This is a genomic window from Gemmata sp. SH-PL17 (genome assembly GCF_001610855.1).
GTDB classification, from domain to species: Bacteria; Planctomycetota; Planctomycetia; order Gemmatales; family Gemmataceae; genus Gemmata; species Gemmata massiliana.
Genome location: NZ_CP011271.1, coordinates 678,754 through 699,698, shown reverse-complemented (window position 1 = coordinate 699,698; position 20,945 = coordinate 678,754). Strand labels below are relative to the sequence as shown.

Annotated in this window: 18 protein-coding genes; 11 read left to right on the top strand and 7 right to left on the bottom strand. The window is 64.4% G+C overall.

Annotation, left to right across the window (positions count from 1 at the left end):
- The first annotated feature begins 193 nt into the window (after window positions 1-193).
- The 5 genes from VT84_RS02775 (at window position 194) to VT84_RS02755 (ending at window position 5,854) form a co-directional block, all read left to right on the top strand.
- Window positions 194-1,015, top strand: a complete 822-nt coding sequence (locus VT84_RS02775; RefSeq protein ID WP_052553574.1) for an HAD family hydrolase — start codon at window positions 194-196, stop codon at window positions 1,013-1,015.
- 65 nt (window positions 1,016-1,080) lie between these two features.
- Window positions 1,081-1,866, top strand: coding sequence for a polysaccharide biosynthesis/export family protein (locus tag VT84_RS02770; protein ID WP_052553575.1), 786 nt, complete (start codon window positions 1,081-1,083; stop codon window positions 1,864-1,866).
- 453 nt (window positions 1,867-2,319) lie between these two features.
- Complete coding sequence (locus VT84_RS02765) at window positions 2,320-4,353, top strand: WD40 repeat domain-containing serine/threonine protein kinase (RefSeq protein WP_052553577.1); 2,034 nt, start codon at window positions 2,320-2,322, stop codon at window positions 4,351-4,353.
- Window positions 4,354-4,408: 55 nt separating this feature from the next.
- Window positions 4,409-5,575, top strand: a complete 1,167-nt coding sequence (locus tag VT84_RS02760; RefSeq protein ID WP_082838414.1) for an SMI1/KNR4 family protein — start codon at window positions 4,409-4,411, stop codon at window positions 5,573-5,575.
- Complete coding sequence (locus VT84_RS02755; RefSeq protein WP_082838413.1) at window positions 5,576-5,854, top strand: hypothetical protein; 279 nt, start codon at window positions 5,576-5,578, stop codon at window positions 5,852-5,854. It abuts the gene before it with no gap.
- Between the two features lie 89 nt (window positions 5,855-5,943).
- Here VT84_RS02755 and VT84_RS02750 read toward each other — a convergent pair whose 3' ends face one another.
- On the bottom strand, window positions 5,944-7,302 hold the full coding sequence (locus VT84_RS02750) for an acetyl ornithine aminotransferase family protein (RefSeq protein WP_082838412.1): 1,359 nt from the start codon (window positions 7,300-7,302) through the stop codon (window positions 5,944-5,946).
- 797 nt (window positions 7,303-8,099) lie between these two features.
- Window positions 8,100-9,602 carry an aldehyde dehydrogenase family protein gene (locus VT84_RS02740; RefSeq protein WP_082838410.1) on the bottom strand — a complete coding sequence of 501 codons (1,503 nt, stop codon included), beginning with the start codon at window positions 9,600-9,602 and terminating at the stop codon, window positions 8,100-8,102.
- A 193-nt stretch (window positions 9,603-9,795) separates the two neighbouring features.
- Between VT84_RS02740 and VT84_RS02735 the strand changes: the two genes are divergently transcribed.
- Window positions 9,796-10,995, top strand: coding sequence for a lactate racemase domain-containing protein (locus VT84_RS02735; protein ID WP_052553585.1), 1,200 nt, complete (start codon window positions 9,796-9,798; stop codon window positions 10,993-10,995).
- Between the two features lie 17 nt (window positions 10,996-11,012).
- On the opposite strand, the gene VT84_RS02730 is transcribed toward VT84_RS02735, so the two are convergent.
- Genes VT84_RS02730 through VT84_RS02720 form a run of 3 tightly spaced genes read right to left on the bottom strand, consistent with a single transcriptional unit; the run spans window position 11,013 to window position 13,317 of the window.
- Window positions 11,013-11,771 carry an SDR family NAD(P)-dependent oxidoreductase gene (locus tag VT84_RS02730; protein ID WP_052553587.1) on the bottom strand — a complete coding sequence of 253 codons (759 nt, stop codon included), beginning with the start codon at window positions 11,769-11,771 and terminating at the stop codon, window positions 11,013-11,015.
- A 2-nt stretch (window positions 11,772-11,773) separates the two neighbouring features.
- Entirely contained in the window at window positions 11,774-12,286 is a 513-nt protein-coding gene (locus VT84_RS02725; protein ID WP_052553589.1) for a DUF1802 family protein, read from the bottom strand.
- A gap of 32 nt (window positions 12,287-12,318) precedes the next feature.
- On the bottom strand, window positions 12,319-13,317 hold the full coding sequence (locus tag VT84_RS02720) for an NAD(P)H-dependent glycerol-3-phosphate dehydrogenase (protein WP_082838409.1): 999 nt from the start codon (window positions 13,315-13,317) through the stop codon (window positions 12,319-12,321).
- Between the two features lie 228 nt (window positions 13,318-13,545).
- Between VT84_RS02720 and VT84_RS02715 the strand changes: the two genes are divergently transcribed.
- Complete coding sequence (locus tag VT84_RS02715) at window positions 13,546-13,770, top strand: hypothetical protein (RefSeq protein ID WP_052553846.1); 225 nt, start codon at window positions 13,546-13,548, stop codon at window positions 13,768-13,770.
- Between the two features lie 199 nt (window positions 13,771-13,969).
- Here the strand turns inward: VT84_RS02715 and VT84_RS02710 are convergent, their stop codons facing one another.
- Both VT84_RS02710 and VT84_RS02705 read right to left on the bottom strand, forming a co-directional pair.
- Window positions 13,970-14,716 carry an ABC transporter permease gene (locus tag VT84_RS02710; RefSeq protein ID WP_082838408.1) on the bottom strand — a complete coding sequence of 249 codons (747 nt, stop codon included), beginning with the start codon at window positions 14,714-14,716 and terminating at the stop codon, window positions 13,970-13,972.
- Window positions 14,717-15,502 (bottom strand): ABC transporter ATP-binding protein, encoded by a 786-nt coding sequence (locus VT84_RS02705; protein WP_082838407.1) that lies wholly within the window; start codon window positions 15,500-15,502, stop codon window positions 14,717-14,719. It abuts the gene before it with no gap.
- Window positions 15,503-15,801: 299 nt separating this feature from the next.
- Between VT84_RS02705 and VT84_RS02700 the strand changes: the two genes are divergently transcribed.
- From VT84_RS02700 to VT84_RS02685, 4 genes are all read left to right on the top strand, one after another.
- Complete coding sequence (locus VT84_RS02700; protein WP_052553597.1) at window positions 15,802-16,443, top strand: hypothetical protein; 642 nt, start codon at window positions 15,802-15,804, stop codon at window positions 16,441-16,443.
- Between the two features lie 10 nt (window positions 16,444-16,453).
- The gene (locus VT84_RS02695) at window positions 16,454-17,737 is read left to right on the top strand and encodes a GIY-YIG nuclease family protein (RefSeq protein WP_082838406.1); all 1,284 of its coding nucleotides are present in this window, start codon (window positions 16,454-16,456) and stop codon (window positions 17,735-17,737) included.
- Between the two features lie 275 nt (window positions 17,738-18,012).
- Window positions 18,013-19,266 (top strand): hypothetical protein, encoded by a 1,254-nt coding sequence (locus tag VT84_RS02690; RefSeq protein WP_082838405.1) that lies wholly within the window; start codon window positions 18,013-18,015, stop codon window positions 19,264-19,266.
- A 620-nt stretch (window positions 19,267-19,886) separates the two neighbouring features.
- A complete protein-coding gene (locus VT84_RS02685; RefSeq protein WP_082838404.1) occupies window positions 19,887-20,918 on the top strand; it encodes a methyltransferase in 1,032 nt (343 codons plus the stop codon).
- The last annotated feature ends 27 nt before the right edge of the window (window positions 20,919-20,945 follow it).

Here is a 20,945-nt window from a genome sequence, read left to right as displayed (position 1 = left end):
TTGGGTAGAATGCGGGAGATACCGCAACCCGGATTTCTGAGCAACCCCGAACGAATTTTAGTTTCAGAGTTCCAAGTTCCAGAGTTCCAAGTTGAATACCCGTTTGTTCCAAGCCTGTGATGTGAGGCTTACGCCGCGGGTTTGGAACTCTGGAACTCTGGAACTCTGGAACTTGGAACTTCGGAACCAACGAATGCAACTCCCCTCTTCCGCCGAACTCATCAACCCCGCCGTGCGCCGCGGAGCGTTCCGGGTCGCGCTGTTCGACTTCGACGGCACGCTTTCGCTCATCCGCGAGGGGTGGCCCCGCGTGATGATCGACCTGATGCTCGACCGGCTCCGCGAACAGCGCCTCATCACCGAACCGGAAGCCCAGTGCGCTGCGCACATCGAATCGTTCGTGATGGCCCTGAACGGGCACCCCACGGTTCGGCAAATGGAGCGGTTCGCGGTGGAAGTCACCGAGCGCGGCGGCACCCCGGCGGAACCGACCGCGTACCTCCAGCAGTACATCGACCGTCTGATGAGCGTCGTTCACGGGCGGTGGGACGCGATCGAATCGCGCCGCGCGCACCCGCACGAGTGGGTCGTCCCGAACGCGCACGGCATTCTGGGCAACCTGCAAGAGCGCGGCGTTCCGCTGTTCGTGGCCAGCGGGACCGATCTCGCTCACGTTTCGCGCGAGGTGGAGCTGCTCGAACTGCTGCCACACGTCGGCGGGCGCGTCCACGCACCGAAGGACAACGATGCAACCTTCCGCAAGCGCGACGTGATCGAGCGCGCGGTCCGCGAACTCGCGGTCCGCGGGGACGAACTGATCGGCTTCGGCGACGGCGTGGTAGAAACGCAGGAAGTGAAGCGCGCAGGCGGAGTTGCAGTGGGCGTGGCCAGCAGCGAAGCCGGGGTGCGCGGGGTGAACGCGACCAAGCGCGAAACGCTCATCGCGGCCGGCGCGGACATTATTATCCCCGATTACGAGCACGCGAACGAGTTACTCGCGTGGCTGTGGAATTAAGGATTCCCGCGCCGCGAACCGCTTTCCCGTCAAGCTGTGCAGACCGTGCGGTCGATAACGGATGTGTGGAACTTCGCACCGCGACCGCCGGTTTGCGCCACCGTCCCCGTTCGGGGGCCGCGCGCAGCGCGTTCGTTCTCGCGCTCGTACTCGCGGGCTGCGCGGACACCCAATTCTTGCGCCGGACCTGTCCCACTCCGCCCGACCCGAAGCACGCGGCCGAACGGCCCGCACCGACTGCTGCGTATCAGGTCGGCTGCCCCGATGTGCTCGAAATCACGTTCCTCGACCACCCCGCATGGGACGCGGTCGCGGTCATTGATGTGGACGGGCGCCTGCCACTAGAACGGCCGGGCGCGGTTCGCGCTGACGGCCGCACGCTCACGGAGATCCGCGACGAACTCGCGGCCCTAGCGGGGTGCTCCCCCGAGCGCGTGACGGTCGCTCTCGCCGCTGCACGCAGCGCACGGGTCGTGGTTTACGGCCCGATCCGCGGACGGGCACGCATTGTGCCGTACCAGGGACCGGAACCGGTAATCGACTTCCTGAAGCGAATCGGCGGGCTACCGCCCGGCTCGAAACTGAACCAGGTTTACGTGGTGCGCCCGAACGTGGCAGCAGCAATGCGCCCACAGGTGTTCCGCGTGGACGTGGCCGCTGTGCTGGTCGATGGCAACCAGCGCACGAATGTGACGCTCCGGAGCGACGATCAGATTTACGTCGGGGAAACGAAACTGTCGAGCTTGTCGCGCCTGATGCCGGACTGGTTGGGTATTGCGTACCGCCGCGTTACGGGCCTGCTCCCGGACGACTGGTGGCCGTTCTCGAAATCGCGCTCGTTAGTCGAGTGACCATTCGCAACGTACCCCCGCCGGCCAGGGCGGAGCCGCGCAGACCCCAGATCCAACCAGACCTCTTCACCGGCGCTCAAAGCCTCTACCATCCTCACGGACCAGTTCACTCGCGGTCCAAAAGTTGAGGAGTCACAAACATTTAGAGCTATCGGTGGTTGCGCAGTCGACTATAAAAGGCAATCAAATTCGCTGTTCCAACCGGGGTTCTGCTCCTTCTGGCGATTGTAACTCGCGTGTAACGCCCGGAAGTCACAACCGATGTTGTAATCCGGTGGTCTGTGTGTTGGGGTAATGCGTTAGAATAGGGTTGTGTTTCGAGTTCGAGGTGTCCCGATCTCGGCCTGATCCAGAAGACAAGACTCCAGCCCGCTGCGGCGTCTTCGGTGTTCAATCGGTAACTCGGAACCTGGAACCCGGAATACGAATCTTCGCTCCGCCCCGGAACAGCGAATGACCACGCGACGCCTCACATGCCCCTGCGGAAACGCCTGGGATCACCCGGTTACCGAACCGGTCCCGGGCGACGTGCGTCTGATCTGCCCCGCCTGCACGATCGCGGGCGAAAATACGCGCCACCCCGAATCGTCCCCCAATGACGACGCTCCCCCGTCCGGTACCGTGGTGACCAACGCCGAGGCCGCCGCGAACGCCGAGCGCCTGCGCCGCGAGGCCGCCCAAGCGATCGGTCCCGGGCGCATCATCTCCGGCTACGAGATCATCGGGGAGATCAACCGCGGCGGTATGGGCGTGATCTACAAGGCGCGCCAGCCCGGAGTGAACCGGCTCGTGGCACTGAAGGTGATCGCGCCCGGCAAGCTCGACCAACCCGGCACCCGCGCCCGGTTCAAGCGCGAAGTACGAGCGTCCGGGCGGCTCAGCGACCCGTGCATCGTCACCGTCTTCCAGACCGAACTGGACGGCCCGATCCCGTTCGTCGCGATGGAGTACGTGCCGGGCATCGACCTGTTCCGCCTCGTGCGCCAGACCGGGCCACTCCCGGTGGTCGACGTCGTGTACTACGCGCGCCAGGTCGCCGAGGGGCTCCAGCACGCCTACGAGGTTCACCTCGTTCACCGCGACATCAAGCCTTCCAACTTGATGGTCAGCCCGTCCCCTCTCGCACCGGCCGAGGGACGCACCGGTCGACTGCCGAAGGTGAAGGTTCTCGACATGGGGCTGGCACGGGTCGTTGACAACAGTCACTCGGACCCGGAAACGGACGACCTCACGCTCCCGGGGGTGTTCGTCGGTACGCCGGATTACGTCGCGCCCGAACAGGCCGAAAACCCGCGCGCCGCGGACACCCGGTCCGATCTCTACAGCCTCGGCGGGGCGATGTACTACTGCCTCACGGGGGAGGTGCCGTTTCCGGGCAAGACGCTGGCCGCGAAGCTCCGCAAGCAGCTCACCGAACCACCGCCCTCGGCCGCAGCCAAGCGCTCCGACGTGCCCGTCGCGGTGGACGCCGTCATCCGCAAGTTGATGGCACTCGACCCAAATGACCGTTACCAGACCCCGGCCGAACTCATGGCCGTGCTCGACGCGGTCCTGAAAGAGGCACCGCCGAAAACGGGCGCCAAGGCCGCGCCGACGGTCTCATCGGTGTTCGCCAAAGCACACGACGGCGGCGTCAACGCGATGGCCCCCGCCCCGGACGGCTCGTACCTCCTCACCGGGGGCGGCGACAGCGTGCTGAAATTCTGGCACCCCGGAACGCTGAAAGAACTCCGCACGATTACCGGTGACATCGGCGCGATCGAGCACCTCGTGATCGCCCCGACCGGCAAGTGGGCCGCAACATGCGCAATTCGCTTGAGCGCGTCCGATATGGGTGTGCAGTTGTGGGATCTGAATACGGGGAGCGAGGGGAAGCGGTTCCGCGGGCCGACGGACAACATCTCCGGCGTCGCGATCTCGCCCGACGGCAAGGGCGTCGCAGCCGCGAGCGCTGACAAGATGGTGTGGCTGTGGTTGCGCGACGCGACCGGGCCGACGACGGCGTGCATCAAGGGGCACACGGGAGCGGTGACGGCGGTCGCGTTCGTGGCCACCGATTCGCTCCTCTCGTCCGGGGTCGACGGTACCGTGCGCCAGTGGGATCTGAAAACGGGCAAGACGAAGGGTACACTCTCGGCCCCGGTCGGACCGATCGCGGCGCTCGCGTTCGCGGCCAAGCGCGTGGCCGTGGCGGGGCGTGATGGGCTGGCGATTCGGCAGCCGGGCGCGGCGACGTTCCAGAAGTTCACCGGGCACGACGGCTCGGTGTCGTGTTGCGCCCTGATGCCCGACGGCACACTTCTCGCGAGCGGCGGCACGGACCACACGGTCCGCGTGTACCGCGTCGAAGACGGCCTGCAACTCGCGACCTACACCGGGCACGACAAACCGGTGCGCTCGGTCGCGTTCGCTCCGACCGGCGACGCGGTCTACTCCGGCGACGTGGGCGGGATTCTGCGCCGCTGGCCGGTTCCCAAGGCGAAATGAGCCGACCGCCCCCTTCGGTAGCCGCTCCGAGGGGAATTCCATCCGCGGAGACCGCATGTCGACCCGCGCCAAAATCCACGACACACTCGAGCGCCTGGAACGCTGGCTCCGCGAGCACCAGCCCGCGCTCCTCGCAGCGATGCGCCCCGGCGCGACCGACACCGAACTCGACGACCTCGAACGCGCCATCGGCCGCCAACTCCCGGACGACGTCCGCGCGTTCTATCGCTGGCGCGGGGGGAGCGAAGACGAGTACAGATCGGAATGTCCCCTTTGGCAACGGCCGCTGACGCTACCTGAGATTCAACACCAGTACGAAGAGTGCTGCAGGTTTGCCGAAGCCGATTGGGAAGATCTCGGGCATCCCGGTTGGTGGCATCCAGTTTGGGTGCCGATTATGTCCAACGATAACGGCGATTTCCTCTGTGTGGACACCGCCGGAGTGTGGACCGGTGTCCGAGGCCAGATCGTTCGATTCTGGCACGAGTACGAATCGCGCGCGATTGAAGCCGGAAGCCTGGGTGATTGGCTCCGTGTGTTGGTTGCTGATCTGGAGAGAGGGCGGATATCTACGACGGATGGCACGTACACCGATGACGCCCGGCGCCCTTACGGATACCCCAAGCGACACGAGGCAACCGAAGAGCCGGTTGTCCCCGAGCCGCATCCACCCACCTCACCTCCGCCACCACCAAGCGGCGCCGAATCGTTTCTTCTTGGGGATCGAGTCCGGGTCACAGAAGGCTCATTTCGTGAGGCAGAAGGTGAAGTAAAACGCCTTGAGGCCGGAACGTGGCGAGTAACGGTGGTCGTGATTTTTTGGGGCCGCGCCCTCGATATTGATCTCGAACACTGGCAGCTCACGTTAGTCGCGCGGTCGCAGCACGCCCCTGTTCTTGGTGACTGGGGCGGGTGCGAGGACGCGAGTCAACTGTTTGGATTACTCGGCTTTGCGGTGAGTGCTCGCAAGCTCCGACTGTTCACCGAGGCGTGTTATCGGAACCTTCTTGGCGCCCGGCCCGAAGCCGATGCCGTGCTTGTGGCTCTTGAGGAAAGTATCGAGAGCGGGAACGTATCAACGGCGATCAAAGAAGCGGTGGAAGATTTCTGGTACGAAGTCGGCATACCTTCTGATGCTCCGGAGAATTTCGGAGGCGCGATCCAAGCACTACTCGGAGTCGTAACTTCGCACCTGAACACACTCGAAGCGCTCGCCCCGTAGATGATTCGATTCGGTTTTGGCACACTCGCACTCATCCACGAAATCTTCCCCAACCCCTTTGCGCCCCCTCGCTTCGATCCGGCGTGGCGCACGGCGGATGTCGTCGCGTTGGCACGCGGCATTTACGACGACCGCGCGTTCGAGCGGATGCCGATCTTGGCCGACGCACTGCAAGAAGCCGGGTGCGATAATGCCGACATCCTGGCTCACTGTCGCGACGCCAACCAGGTCCACGTTCGGGGGTGTTGGGCGCTCGACCTGTGCCTTGGCCTTGAGTGATACTGCGGCAAGATCGAGCTACCACAACCCAAACCGCGGGAGCGGCATCGAGAAGGTTCGGTGGGTGGTTGAGCGTACCAACCGTTGGATCACGAGGCCGCGAAAGCTCCGGAGGCGCTACAACCGACCCGGAGTGGTGTTGGTTCGATCGTATCGAGGACGCCGTCGAGGATCGTGAGCGCGGTGTCTACCTGGGTCGCGGAAATGCACAGCGGCGGGCAGAAGCGGAGCGCCGTTTCGCCACACCCGAGGAGGAGCAGCCCGCGCTCGAACGCGGTCTGAATCACCTTTTCCCGGGCAGCACCCGACGGGAGATCGGCCGCGGTCATGAGACCCAGCCCGCGCACGTTGGTCAGCCCGGCGTGCTTCTGGGACAGCTCGCGCAACCCGACCCGGAGATGTTCCCCGCGGATAGTTGCGTTCGCCATGTACTCGCGTTCGAGTAACTCGATACTCGCGAGCGCGGCCCGGCAACTCACGGGATTCCCACCGAACGTGCTCGCGTGGCTACCGGGGGGCCAGTCCATAACTTCGGCCTTCGCGATGATCGCACCCAGCGGCATCCCGGACGCGATCCCCTTCGCAGAGCAGATGATGTCCGGTTCCACGCCGTAGTGTTCCACCGCGAACATCTTCCCAGTGCGGCCCATCCCCGATTGCACTTCATCGACCACCAGCAAAATGCCGTGCTTGTCGCACAGCGCACGCAGCGCGGGGAGGCACCCTTGCGGGATGGGGTGGTAGCCGCCCTCGCCCTGGATCGGCTCGACGAAGATCGCCGCGACTTCTTCCGGCGGGCAGGTCCGTTTGAAGATCGTGTCTTCGACATTCGCGATGAGCCGGCACTTGTCGGCGCAGGTTCCGCCCTCGGGACAGGCGCGCGGGAAATCGACGTGGTGAATGTCCGGTACGAGGGGGGAGAACCCGCGCCGGTGAACGAGTTTCGAGCCGGAGAGCGACATCGCCCCGTAAGTGCGACCGTGGAACGCGCCGAAGAACGCGACCACGCGGTTCCGCTCCGTGTGCCAGCGGGCGAGCTTCAGTGCGCCCTCTATCGTTTCGGCCCCACTGTTCGCGAAGAACACCTTCTTGGGGCTGGGGCCGGGGGCGATCTTCGCGAGCTTCTCGGCGAGGTCGATTTGCGGGCGGTAGTAGAAATCGGTGCCGCTCATGTGGAGCAGCTTCGCGGCCTGGTCCTGAATAGCCGCCACGACTTCCGGGTGGCAGTGCCCGGTGTTCGTGACGGCGATACCCGCGGTGAAATCGAGGAACAGGTTGCCGTCCACGTCCCGGATCACGGACCCGCTCCCGACGTCGACGAACAGCGGGTACATGGGCGTGTACGACGGCGACACGTACAGCTTGTCTCGCGCGAGCATCTCCGCCCCGTTCGGCCCCGGGAGCGGCGTGCGGATATCGGGCACCGTCAGGTGATCGAACTGGAACATGAGAGTCTCCAGGCGAACCCCGCCCGCAAGGGCGGTGGGTGTTGAATCTGAGCCCGACTGTGTTTATCCGATCAGACCTAACGAATGTGCAATGACCCAGCTACCTGCCAGGATGAGAACCCCAGCGTTACTGAGTGTTATCAGGTAGTGGATCACCGTAACTTCACGGGTAGCCGTGAACCGATCCGCAAACCCAAATCGCTCGCGCTGCCATTGGGACGCCCGGCGCAAATCTTCAGCGGCGCTACGAAGTACCACAAGGGTGTACACGCCCGCCAGACACAAACACCCACCGGGCAAAACTCGGTACCAAGTCGGGAGCGCGTTGTAACTGACAAAAAGTCCGCGCGCCATGAGTAGCACGAACGCGCACATCACCAAGGCGTACACGCCCTTCAAACCCGCCCAGCGCCACGCGAATGGATTTGGTTTAACTTCGCGCCGCGTCCCCGTTTGTCTATTCACGCCGACCCCAGGTTATTTCGTTCGCCCTACAATCATTTCCCAGCCTTGTGCGGAGTGGTAGAACCCAAACGTTACCTCGTTATCAAAGTGCTGGTGATCCAGTTGCGATTCCGGAGCGGCGAGCGCAAGTAGCCACGTTGCCAGTGCCGTCAGCCCTTCGCGATTCGCGGTAATGCGCACCTGCTTTGGTTGAGGCGAAATCGACCTCGAAGCGACTGTGGAATCTGGTTCGTGGACCGATAGTTCCAGGTGCGCACGGGCCGGTACATCGAGGATCGGACACCCGTGCTCATTCCACACCAGCGGGACGGTGACAACTTTGCTCGGGCCGCTCACGCCGGCCCTCCGTCGATCGCGGTCGTAAGCCCTTGGGCCATCTTGATGTCGGTGCCGTGGTTCACGGTCCACGCGGTCTTGTGCGTGACGGCTTCGATGAGCGCTGCAGCTGACGGGTGGCCGTTACCGCTCTTTTTTACGCCGCCGAATGGCAGGTGAACTTCCGCGCCGATCGACGGTAGGTTCACGTAGCCCATGCCGTATTCGCACTCGTCGCGGAAGAACCGCATCCGCCGGTAACTCTCGGTGATGACCGCCATCGAGAGGCCGTATTCCGTGTCGTTGTAAATGCGCGCCGCGTCCTCGTCGGTTTTGAACGGGATCAGCGCGACGTGCGGCCCGAACACCTCCTCGTGCGTGACGCGGAGGTTCGGCTTCGCGTCGGTGCGGTACACGAACGGCGGCAGGAAGCACCCGTTCCCGTTCGCCGGTTGGTCGGGCGCCAGCAGTATCTCCACGCCCTCGGACTTCGCGAGCGCGTTGTAGCTCAAGACCTTTTCGACCCCTTTGCGGTTCACGAGCGGTCCCGCAAAGTTCTTCGGGTCGAGCGGGTCGCCGAACCGGAGCCGCTTGGCGGTATCCACGAACGCCTTCGCGTAGCGGTCCATGAGTGATTCGTGGACGATGATGCGGCTCGCGGAGACGCACCGCTGGCCGGTCGTTTTGAACGCGCTGAGGATGCCCGCGTTCACGGCCAGATCGAACCGCGCGTCATCACACACGATGACCGCGTTCTTCCCGCCCATTTCGGCCGCGACGATGCGGTCCGGAAGGGCCGCCGAGAGTTCCTGAATGCGCCGGCCCACCGCGTAGCTGCCGGTGAAACACACCACATTCACGCCGGGGTTCTTCACCAGTGCTTCGCCGACTGTGCCGCTACCCTGAACCAAGTTCACGGTCCCACCGGGGAACCCGGCTTCCGCGAACAGTTCGACCAGCCGTTGTGCGATTCCCGGAGTTTCCTCGCTCGGTTTGAACACGCACGTGTTGCCTTCCAGCAAACTCGGGCCGAGCATCCACAGCGGCACCGCGAACGGGAAGTTCCACGGCGTTACCACTGCGACGACGCCCCACGGCTTTCGGCGCGTGAATGCGTCCTTTTCGGCGATCTCAGATGCGACTACTTCGCCGTACACGCCGGTGCGACCCGAGCCGAACACCCACTGCACCATGTGCAGCCCTTCGATCACCTCGGCGCGGCACTCGGTGACGTTCTTGCCGCACTCACGGGCCATCAACGTGGCCAGGGCGTCGGTATCGCGCTTGATGAGCTGCGCCAGCCGATCGAAGCACTCGGCGCGGAGGATACGCGACGTTCGGCGCCACCCGGGGAAGGCGTCGCGTGCGGCACTCACCGCGGACGCGACCTCGTCGGGCGTCGCGTTCGGGAACGTGCCCACCACTTCGTCGAGTTTCGCCGGGTTCAGGTCCGCGAAATCGTCTCGCGGCGCGAGCCACTCGCCGCCGACGAACAGGCGGCCGGAAACGGGACTGGTCATGGCACTCACCCCCTCAACGACGTGACGCTGCATTCTACGCCAATCTGGTTCGCAGTTTCCACCCTGTGCTGCGAACGAATGTTCCCTCCGAAATCGGAGCGAATAACTCGGACGGCTTCCCCTCGGGGCGAATGACGGTGTTTCTGTGGCCTGCGTATAATTCAAAGATGTGGGACATTATCGAGGAATCTTCATGTCGGAAACGACGGAACTGATCGTTGGCTCTCAACCGTGGGCACTGACGGTGCCGGCCGAACGCGCGGCGGCCGTTCGGCGTGCGCCCGTCACTGCGCCCGCTGGTTCGCCGCAGGAACTCGTTCGGGCGGCGCTCGAAAAACCGTTCAACTTCGAGCCGCTCCGCCGGGCGCTCACGCCGGATGACCGTGTCGCGATCGTTATTGACCCCCGGCTCCCGCACTTCACCGAGATGTTGGTGGAGGTGCTTCGGCACGTCGGCACCGCGGGAATCGCCCCGACCGCGATCACGATCGTTTCGCCGCCGAACGCGCCGCAAATGTGGATCGATGAACTACCCGACGAGTTCGCGGACGTGACGGCCGAAACGCACGACCCGGCCACCGAGCCGAAGCTCATGTATGTGGCGACCACGAACGGCGGGCGCCGCGTGTACCTGAACCGCTCGGTTGCGGAAGCGGACTTCACGATCGTGCTCGCAGGGCGCCGGTACGATCCACACGTCGGCTACGCAGGCGCGGAAACCGCTCTCTTCCCGGCGCTCTCGAACGAAGAAACGCGGGCCGCTTTCCTGGGCGAATTCACATCGTCCGCGCCGACCGGGAACCGCGAAACGGAAGCCGCCGAGGTCGCGTGGTTGCTCGGTACCCCGTTCTTGATTCAAGTGATTGAGGGAGCGGGTGATACGATTCAGGATGTTGTTGCGGGGCTGTTCGACAGCGGAGTGGAGGGTATCCGCCGACAGGATGCGCGGTGGCGCGGCGCGATCGAAGAAGAAGCCGACACCGTGATCGCGTCCATCAGCGGCGAACCCGGCACCGTGACCTTTTCGGACCTCGCGAAGGCCGCCGCGACCGCGGCTCGCGCGGTGAAGAAAGGCGGCCGCATCGCCCTCCTGACGACCGCCGCGCCGGACCTGGGACCGGGGGCCGAACTGCTCCGCAAACTCGACGGCCCGACCGGAGCGAAAAAGCTCCTCGCCCGGGAGAAGCCCGAGGATTGGGCCGCGGCCAGCCTGTGGGTGTACGCGGCCAAGTCCGCGAGCCTGTTTCTTGCGAGCGACTATCCCGATTCCGTGGCGGAAGAACTGTTCGCCACGCCGATTCGCACGCCCTCGGAAGCCCAGCGACTCATCGACATGGGCGGCAGCGTGCTCCTCATCCCCGACGCGCACAAGGCAATGATTACGGTGGGGTAAGTGTGTTCGCGCTGGGATCAATACCCGTTCGCGAACACGCTCCGGCCGCCATCGACCGGGAGGGACGTCCCGGTCACGAAGTCGTTGTCGAGGAAGTGCAGTACGGCCTTTGCGATATGGGTCGGGCTGCCCTCGCGCTTCACGAGCGTGCCCGCGATCACTTCGTCGCGTTCGGCTGCGCCCACTTCGGGGGGCAGCATGACGGGGCCGGGGAGTACCGCATTAACGCGCACGTTCGGGTTGCGCGTGCCCAGTTCTACTGCGAACACGCGCGTGAGCCCCGGGATCGCGGCCTTACTGGGGAAGTACGCCGCGAAGTCCTTATACGGGCGCACGTCGGCCCAGTCGCCGACGTTCACGATGCACCCGCCCGTCGGTTGCGAAACCATCGCCAGCCCGACGTGCTGACACATCAGGAAGGTGCCGAGCAGGTTCGCGTCGAAGTGTTCGCGGACGTCCGCCGCGGTCACGTCTTCGAGAGTCTTGCGGTTCCAGATCGCGGCGCAATTTACCAGCGCATCAATGCGGCCGAACCGGTCGCGTGTTGTACTCACCAGGCGCTTCACAGCGGTTTCGTCAGCTAGGTCGGCTTGAACCAGGAGCGTCTCGATGCCGAATTGCGCTTCCAGTTTCGCGGCAGTTTCCTTCGCTTCGGTTTCGGACGTGCGGTAATGCACCGCAACGGCGAACCCGCGCTGGGCGAGCGCCTCCGCGACATACGACCCGACGCGCCGTTTGCCGCTCCCGGTAACAAGGGCGACCTTCTTCTCGCTCACGCTCACTCCTTCGCAACGGGCGCAGAGCCGGTGGTGTCGATTGGTGCGTCGAGGGTGACCCACGTCTTGCACCCGGCGAATTCCGGGCGCTCGGTCACGACGTGTGCTTCGGGAAGCTGGAACACGCGGACGTTCAGCACGAACAGGCCCGGGGTGCGGTAGTGGAACCGCTGCTTCACCACGTCCGACGTCCACGCATGTTGCGAATCCAGTGCCAGCGCGTCGTCGAGGTTCGTGAGGTGCGCGACGGATTCGACGCGCACGAAATGCGTGAAGCGAATCGTACCCATCGGGGACTTTGTTGCTTCCGCGTGTTCGAGTAGCGGCAGGAATTCTGGCTTGATGCCGGCTTTGTGTTCGTGGAAGTGCGTCGGGTACAGGAGGAACTCGCTGTGCTCGGGCCGGAACACGCCGCCCTCTTCCGCGATGCCACCCTTACGAAGAATAAGCGACTGGCGACCGGACGCGAGCGCCTCGCAGATCACGGCCCACTCTTTAAACGCAATCGACAGCATCGTTCTTCTCCTCTTGTAGGCGCTATGAGTGGCTACACGCGCTCGTGTTTCGGGCTTCGGGTCATGAGATCCTGGACGGCCGCGAGCGGCGGTTTGCCGTTGTGCAGCACTTCGTAGACGCCCGTCATAATGGGAGCTTCGATTCCGCTCCGCGACGCGCGCTCGAACACGCTCTTGCTCGTGAGCACGCCCTCCGCGACTTGCGGACCCGCGAGGACGTCCGCGAGCGCTTCCCCCCGCCCGAGCCGATAGCCGACGCGCCGATTCCGCCCGTGCGGGCTGAAGCACGTCGTAATCAGGTCGCCGGTCCCGGCCAGACCGGTAAAGGTCGCCGGCTCCGCGCCGTGCGCGACGCCGAACCGCGTCATCTCGACCAGCCCGCGGGTGAGCAGCGCGGCCTTTGCGTTGTCGCCGAACCCCAAGCCGTCGCATATGCCGGCCGCGATCCCGATCACGTTCTTCAGTGCGCCGGCCAGTTCCACGCCCACCAAGTCGCCGTTCGTGTACACGCGGAACCGGTCCGTGACGAACCGGTGCTGCACCCACGACGCGAGGCCGCCGTCGCTCGCCGCGACCACGAGCGACGTCGGCATTCCTCGCGCGACTTCCTCCGCGTGGCTCGGTCCGCTGAGTACCGCGATGTTTTCGGTCTTCAATGTTTCGCGAATGATTTCTGAAGGACGGCAGAAGGTTGCGATCTCCAGCCCTTTTGTCAGGCTTACGACAGGAGCATCGATTGTTCGGAAAGAAGCGAACGGAGCGAGTGCGCTGCGTAAGTAAGCAGTAGGAATTGCACTCACCCAGCAGTCGGACCCCGCAACTGCGTCGGCCGGATTGTCTGTGATCTGGAGCGAATCGGGCAGCTTTATTCCCGGAAGGAGCCGAGTATTTTCGCGCGCGGCGTTCAGTTGCGCCGCGTTTTCGGGATGCGCGCTCCACAACTTAACGGAGTGTTCCGGATTTTGTGCGAGCAGGGCCGCGATCGCCGTGCCCCACCCACCGCTACCGAGCACCGCGAACTTGGTCGGCATGGTACAAATTTCCACCTACGGAGATGGCGCCGGTTCGCGCCCTGGTACATCTTATCTAGTCGTGTGCTCGATCTGCCCCGGTTCCCGGCTCAGGTTGAAGTACGCCTTTTGACTAGCCGATTAACTGGTGTGAGTCGTTCTGGATCGCCGGAGCGGTGCGTGCGGGTTGGGGACTCGCGCGTGACCTCGGGGAACCGGTGCCTGAAAACTCTCGCCAAGGAGGATGACATGGCCACACGACTGAAACTCTACACTCCTGCGCCCGAAGAAACCGAACAGAGCACCGAACCGGACGTCCGCGTGCGCCTCGGGGACTTGCTCCCGCTCGTGGCGATGGCCCAGCGGATGAACTTCATCTGGTTGAAAGACTTCCTCGACGACGAAGTGGTCGTCAGCACCGATCTGTACGAAGTGATGCAGGCGTTCCGCAGCAGCCGCCCGACGTCTGCCTGATTTTGTCAGTTAGATACGTTCATTGAACCGCCCGGCGCACCGACTCTTCCGAGTTGCCGCGCCGGGCGATTCGTTTTGATAGCGAAATTGAATCGCTAACTTGGAATTGCCCGAGCTTTGATCCGTATCGTCGCGTCATTGCGTTTCCCGTTGCTCACCGACGGCCAATCACCTCATCTACCAGCGGTGTGCAGTTCCACTAAACCTGGAGGCGCGAAAACGCCCGCGCGCCGAGCGCGAGGAACACCCCGGCGAGGACCGCCAGGACCGCGAAGTCGGTCCCGAGCCCGAAGTGCGACTGGTCGATGAACGCGCCGCGCAGCCCGTCCACGCCATACGAGAGCGGGTCCAGGCGCGTGGCCACGGTGAGGGCCACCGGTAGGTTCGACAGCGGGTACAGGGCGCCCGAGAGGAAGAAGATCGGCATCACCAGGAAGTTCATGACCAACTGGAACCCCTGCATGTCCTTCAGCGTCGCCCCGATGATGGTGCCCAGCGCGGCGAACACGATCGCGATCAGCGCCATGAACCCGGCGCCCAGGAGCACCCCGGTCGCGTCGTGGGGGCGGAACCCGGCGATCAGGCACACCGTCAGCACGAGCGTGCCCTGGGCCAGCGCCGTCGTCGCGCCGCCGAGCGTGCGCCCCACCATGATCTGGATGCGCGGCACCGGGGCGACGAGCGTCTCCTTGAGGAACCCGAACTGCCGGTCCCACAGCAGGCCCGCGCCCGAGAAGATCGAGGAGAACAGGATCGTCATCCCGACCACGCCGGGCGCGACGAACTGGAGGTAGTTGCCCTGGCCGGCCCGCTCGAAGACCGGCCCCAGGCCGAACCCGAGCACCAGCAGGTACATCAGCGGTTGGCCGAGCGACGCGAGCACCTGCGCCCGCGAGCGCAGGTACCGCTTGATCTCCCGCAGCCACAGCGCGTATACCACCGCCATTCACTTCCTCCACATCCGCGCCATCTGGCGCATCTGGTCCGCGGAGCCGGCGGACTCGTCGCGGATCGACGTGCCGGTCAGCGCGAGGAACGCCTGTTCGAGCGACCCGGTCCCGGTCTGCTGCTTTAGCTCCTGCGGGGAGCCCTGGGCCACGATGCGCCCGTGGTCCATGATCGCGATCCGGCGCGCGACGCGCTCGGCCTCGTCCATGTAGTGCGTCGTCAGGAACACGGTAACGCCCTCGGTGCCGTTGAGGTGCTTCACGTGGGTCCAGAGCTGGTTGCGGCTCTGCGGGTCGAGCCCCAGGGTCGGCTCGTCGAGGAACAGGATCTTCGGCGTGTGCAGCAGGCCGCGCGCGATTTCCAGCCGGCGCTTCATCCCGCCGGAGAACGTCTTAACGCGGTCGTTGCGCCGGTCCCAGAGTTCAAACAGTGTGAGCAGCGTCTGGGTGCGCTCGGCGCGGACCTTCCGGGGGACGTGGTAGAGGACGCCGTGCAGGTCCATGTTCTCGCGCGCGGTCAGCTCGTGGTCGAGGCTCGGGTCTTGAAACACGATCCCGAACCGGCGCCGGACCTCCAGCGGGTGGGTCGCGGGGTCCAGGCCGTCGATGGCAATCGTGCCGCTCGTGGGGCGCAGGAGCGTCGTGAGCATCTGAATGGTGGTCGTCTTGCCCGCCCCGTTGGGTCCGAGGAACGCGAAGATCTCGCCCGGCTCGACGGCGAACGTGATCCCGGCGACGGCGGTGACCTCGCCGAAGGTCTTGGTCAGTTCATGCACGCGGATCATCGGCACCTCCCGAGTGTGAATCCTAGGCGGCCCCGGGCCGCGCGTCCGCGCGACGATCGGGCGCTTATTGGCGCAATCCGATCCGCTCCACGAACGGGGCGATCCGCCGAGCGGCGCGTGAGTGCGTGGCGGCCGACGCGCAACAAACCTGCCGCCCGATGAATCCAAAAAGGCGCCGGGCTATTTGCGCCGCCCTGGGCCGCGGCCCGGCGCAGAATCGGCACTTGAAACGGCCTGGATGCGTCGCGACAATATCGCTCTATAAACTGAGATGATGTATTGTCTTTGGCTCGAAGCGAATGGCAAAGAAGGTCGAACTCGAGCACGTGTACAACCAATATCGGCGCTCGTGCGCGATTGCGATCGGGGCCGTTTCAGCGGGAGACTTCCAAACCGGGATTCGCGAGGCAGAGTCCAGTCTCCCGCACGTGTACCCGACGATTACCTACCAGAAGCGGTTCCTCAAGACCGAGCCCGACGCTCCCACTCTCGATGTGCTCCTGCGTTACGCCCCTCCACTGTTCTTGGGGCCGGCAATCGACGCCGTCGAGCGTTGGTACCTGTCGGGCACGCGGACCGAGCGCGGGAACCTGCCCGACGTCTCCGAGCGCATCGCGAGTGCCCGTTCGCGCGCGACCCTTGCCCGTGAGCTGTGGTCGGTCCTGGACGCCGCCCCCGACGCGCATCTCGCTGTTTCCAACCGCAACCCTGCCGAACTTGAGATCGTGCGCACGTGGCTCCGCCTCGGTGCGGTGGCACCAAGCACACGGTACGGCCCGCAGCAGTATGAGCGCGTGAGCGATCCGCGGCGCCTCGCGTGCGGCCGGTGTTCCGGTTGCGGCTACACGATCACCGCGACTCTGTCCCGCCTACTCGACCCGTTCCCGTGCCCGGGGTGCCGGCGCGAGCACCCGTTCGTGCTCCTGCGCTACACCGCTTGAAGGGGAGTTCATGTTCGCCGTCGCCCTGATCCTCTTAGCCCTCGCGGGCGGGAGTACCGTCACCTATTTCCTCATGGACGCCCCGCGGCGCCGGGCCGAACGGCGGTTGCGGGATCTGCGGCGGGATGAAATCGACCTGGATTTGGAGCGCGAGGAATTGGACGAACGCGGGCGCCGGCTCGACGAGCGCGCCCGGCAGTTGGCCGCCACGATCGCAGCGACGGACCGGCGGAACGCGGAATTGACGCAGCGCGAGGGCGAATTCGGGCGCCGGGTAATCAGTTACGACGAACTCGTAACCCAGAACCAGTTCCTCACGTCCGAACGCCGGAACGCCTTGCTCCACACATCATTCCTGGAGCAACAGCAGCACGCGAACCGGTCGGGAGCATCGGCGGTCACAGAGCAGCGTGATCGACTCGGCCGGGCGTACTTCGACGAAGTGCTCTCCACCGCGAGCCGGCAGATCATACCAACAAACTTCACGACCATGACCCGGCGAATCGAGGACGCCGCCGCGATCGTCCGCGCAGCCGGTTACGATCTGTCTCGATCAGACGAAAATACGGCTCGCGCCCGGTTGCTGGAACTATACACTCAGGCGGTCCGCGCACAGGCGCTGCGAGAAGAACAGTCGCGCGTCCGCGAACAGATGCGAGAGGATGAGGCTCAACGGCGCCTAGTCGAGGCTCAAACTCGCGAAGCAGAGGACGCCGAACGCGCGCGTTTAGCGGCTCAAGAGGCTCTGAATCGTGCCGTCGAGGACGCGGCCGGACGGCACGAAGCCGAGTTGCAGACTCTTCGAGATCAATTGGCCGTAGCCGAAGAACGATTGAGGCGAGCAACTCCACTGGCTCAACTAACTCGGGTCGGGCACGTGTACGTGATCTCGAACATCGGATCGTTCGGTCACGGTGTGTTCAAGATCGGGATGAGCCGCCGCAAAGACCCACAAGAACGGGTTGATGAGTTGGGCGATGCCTCGGTTCCGTTTCCGTTCGATGTTCACATGATGATTAGGTGCGACGACGCCCCGGCCCTCGAAGCAGCGCTGCACCATACGTTCCGGTCTCGGCGCGTGAACCGGGTAAACCTTCGCAAGGAATTCTTCCAAGTCACAGTTGAGGAGATCGTGGCCGCGGTTCAAGAGCACCACGGCGAAGTCAAGTACGTCGCCGAGCCGGAGGCGCTCCAGTATCGGGAGAGCCAACGGACCACAGACGCTCAACTCCAGGTAATGGAGCATGTCCACGACGCGATTGCCGCAGAGCGCCCGAACGCGACCGACGAGTGAACTCAAGAGGTGTCACGTTCCAATCACTACCGCGCCCCTACCGCAGCCCCTTCCGCCTCACGAGCTCGCGCGTTCTTACCCCCGGCACCGTCGGTCCGATCCATTCGGATCGCCCGGACCCCGCCTCGTTGCTAAAAGCCGGCCGGACCGGAAACTCGCCGCTCCGCACACGCGGTTCAAAGGTTACGCGCCGTGACCGGCGGTTGTGTCACCGGTGCCGGCAGCGCACAATGAGAGAGAGGGCGTCGCTCCCCTTGCTGCCACACGGATGAGCCATGCGCTGCTTCAGCCTCGCGTTCGCGTGCGCGTTTCTTGCTACCGAGTTCGCGGAGGCGACCTCGCCTAACCCAGCGGACCTCGCCGTTGTGCCCGAGATCCAGGTAAAGGCCCGGGCACTCGTGCGCCAGTTGGGAAGTGAAGACTTTGACGAGCGCGAGGGCGCCGAACAGCAACTCGAAGACCTCGGCCGGCTCGCGCGGGCGGCACTCACCGCGGGCGCGACCACCAATCCAGACCCGGAAATCCGGTCCCGGTGCCAGCGGCTCCTGCCCCACGCGATCGCGCTCGACACCAAAGCGCGTCTCGACACGTTCCTGGCCGACACCAAAGGTGAGTACGAGCACGATCTCCCCGCGTGGAAAACGTTTCGCTCGGTCGTCGGGAGCGAATGGGCCTTCTTCGGGCTCAGCGTGTGGTCGGACCGGGAACTCGACGCGGCCGCGCGCCGCGTGTTCACCGAACTCGTCTCCACCTCAGCCAACCGGCGCCTGCTACTCGCTGTGGACGGCCCGCGCACCGCACTCGCCGACCTCGTTGTGTGGCGCCGACTGGATCTGTACAACCTGCGATCCGTGCGGACCGACGGGGAACCCCGCGAACCGACGCTCGAAGACGTCACCGCGTTGCTGTTTGCTGAAAGCGGTGTGGGGTCGCAGTACATGCTGCAGCGCCGAGGGTCCACCAGCTCGCTGATGTCTGAATCCGGGTTCACCCGCGCGGTTCGCGGGAAAGACGAAAAGAGCCTGGTGTACCGGGCGGTCCTGATCGCGTGGCTCGATTCGCGGGACGAGTCGCGCGAGATGTCTCAGGCTCTGAACATCGCCCAGAACCTCGACCTCACCGACCAAGCGTGCGGACTCGCGGCCCGACTGCTCACCACATCCGCCATTAACCCCAGTTCGCGCGGGCGCGGCGCAACCAGTTTGGCCGCCATTGGGAGCAGGAAACACCTTCCACTATTGAACAAAGCCCTGACCGACACACTAACCGTGTACACCGTTCGCCCCGTCACGTCGACCGGCGAGGCCGAAGCCGCGACCTACGATGTTCAGGTCCGCGATCTCGCGCTGGCCGTCTCGATCCTCCTCACCGAACAGAAACTCAGCGACTACGGCTTCGTTGACCGTTTCGGCACCTCTTCATCGGCCGATAGGCTCTCTTTCTCGTACACGCGGCACTACTTCCCGGACAATGCGGCCCAAAAAGCTGCGTTCGCAAAGTGGGAAAAGTGGTGCAAGGCGAGCGAATAACCGGAAGCAGATAAGAGATTTCCCAGCGAAAAGCACTCGCCGCGGATGCCGAAGTGTAAGCAACTGCTGACATGCCTGCAAAATTGTCGCAAATTAGTCATAAAAACGCACAGTAATCATTGCAACAATTCCCAGCGGGAGATAATTTTGATTTGACGCGCGTAAAGGGGACGCGCGACACAGCGCCGGTGCGTGGACCCCGCCGGCGCTGTTACTTTTTCTCTCCTATCACCGCTCCTTGCCCAACACCAGATCAACAACTCAGCGTGCGATCGCGGTAAGAAGACTTCATCGCGGAGAGCACGAGAGGGCGCGGAGCCGAACGAATCACGGCCGCTCGTTTTTCTCTGCGTTCTCCGCGCCCTCTGCGGTGAACCCTCTTGCGCACAGTGACGCTCTGAAATTCAAATTCAAGCAGCAGCAACTCTTGCACCGTCCGATGTTCAATTCGGCGCATCGGAGCGATACAAAATCGCCCGCTTTTTAAGGAATTTTGTAACGGCTCTCAAAGTGCCATGTTTCAGTTTTGTGGCGTGAGTAGAATCCAGGGCGGTTCGCCCACCGAATGGACATTCGCCGGGCCGGTTGCCCGGCACTTTCTCCTTCAGGAATGAACTTCGATGACGTCACCGGCTCCCCAAGCGGAACCACTTCCGCCACAGATGGTGCTGATGCAGATGCTGTTCGGCAAAGTGGTTACGCAAGCCGTCTCCATAGTGGCCCGATTCAAGCTCGCCGACCAGATGGCCGCCGGCCCCAAAACGGCGGCCGAACTCGCCGGTCCCGCCGGCCTCAACGCCAAGCACCTCTACCGCGTGCTCCGCGCACTGGCCGGATTGGGTGTACTGAAGGGGGACGACGGCGGGCGGTTCGCGCTCACGCCCGTGGGCGAGTTGCTCCGGACCGACGTTCCCGGTTCGATGCGGGCCATCGCGACCTACGTGTGCGATCCGTGGAGCTGGAAGGCGTGGGGCGACCTCGCCGGGAGCGTGCGGAGCGGCCAACCCGCGTTCGACCACGTGTTCGGTGAGGGCGTCTTCGACTACCTCGGCAAGCACCCCGACGAGTCCGCAACGTTCAACGAGGGCATGACCGGCTTCTCGCAGCAAGCCGCCGCCGCGATGCTGAAGGCGTATGACTTCGCCCCGTTCAACACGATCGTCGACGTCGGGGGCGGGCACGGTGCGATCCTGTGCGCGGTTCTGGGCACGAACACGAAGGCCCGCGGGATCGTGTTCGACGCGCCGCAAGTGGTGGCCGGCGCGGACGCCCCGATCAAAGCGGCGGGGTTGGCCGATCGGTGCCGCGCGGAGGGCGGCGACTTCTTCAAGTCGGTGCCCGCGGGCGGCGACCTCTACGTGCTGAAGCACATCATCCACGACTGGAACGATGCGAAAGCGACGCAGATCCTCAAGTGCGTCCGCGCCGCGATCCCCGCAACGGGCAAACTGCTGCTCGTGGAACTCGTGGTGCCGCCGGGCTTCGCGCCGAACTTCGCGCACGTCCTCGATCTGGAAATGATGGTGGTGTGCGACGGCAAGGAGCGCACCGAACCGGAGTACCGCGAGCTGCTCGCCGGGGCGGGCTTCAAGCTCGCGCGCGTCATCCCCACCGAGGGGCCGCACAGCTTAGTCGAAGCCGTGCCGGTTTGACGCGAGCGGTGGAATGACTTACAACCC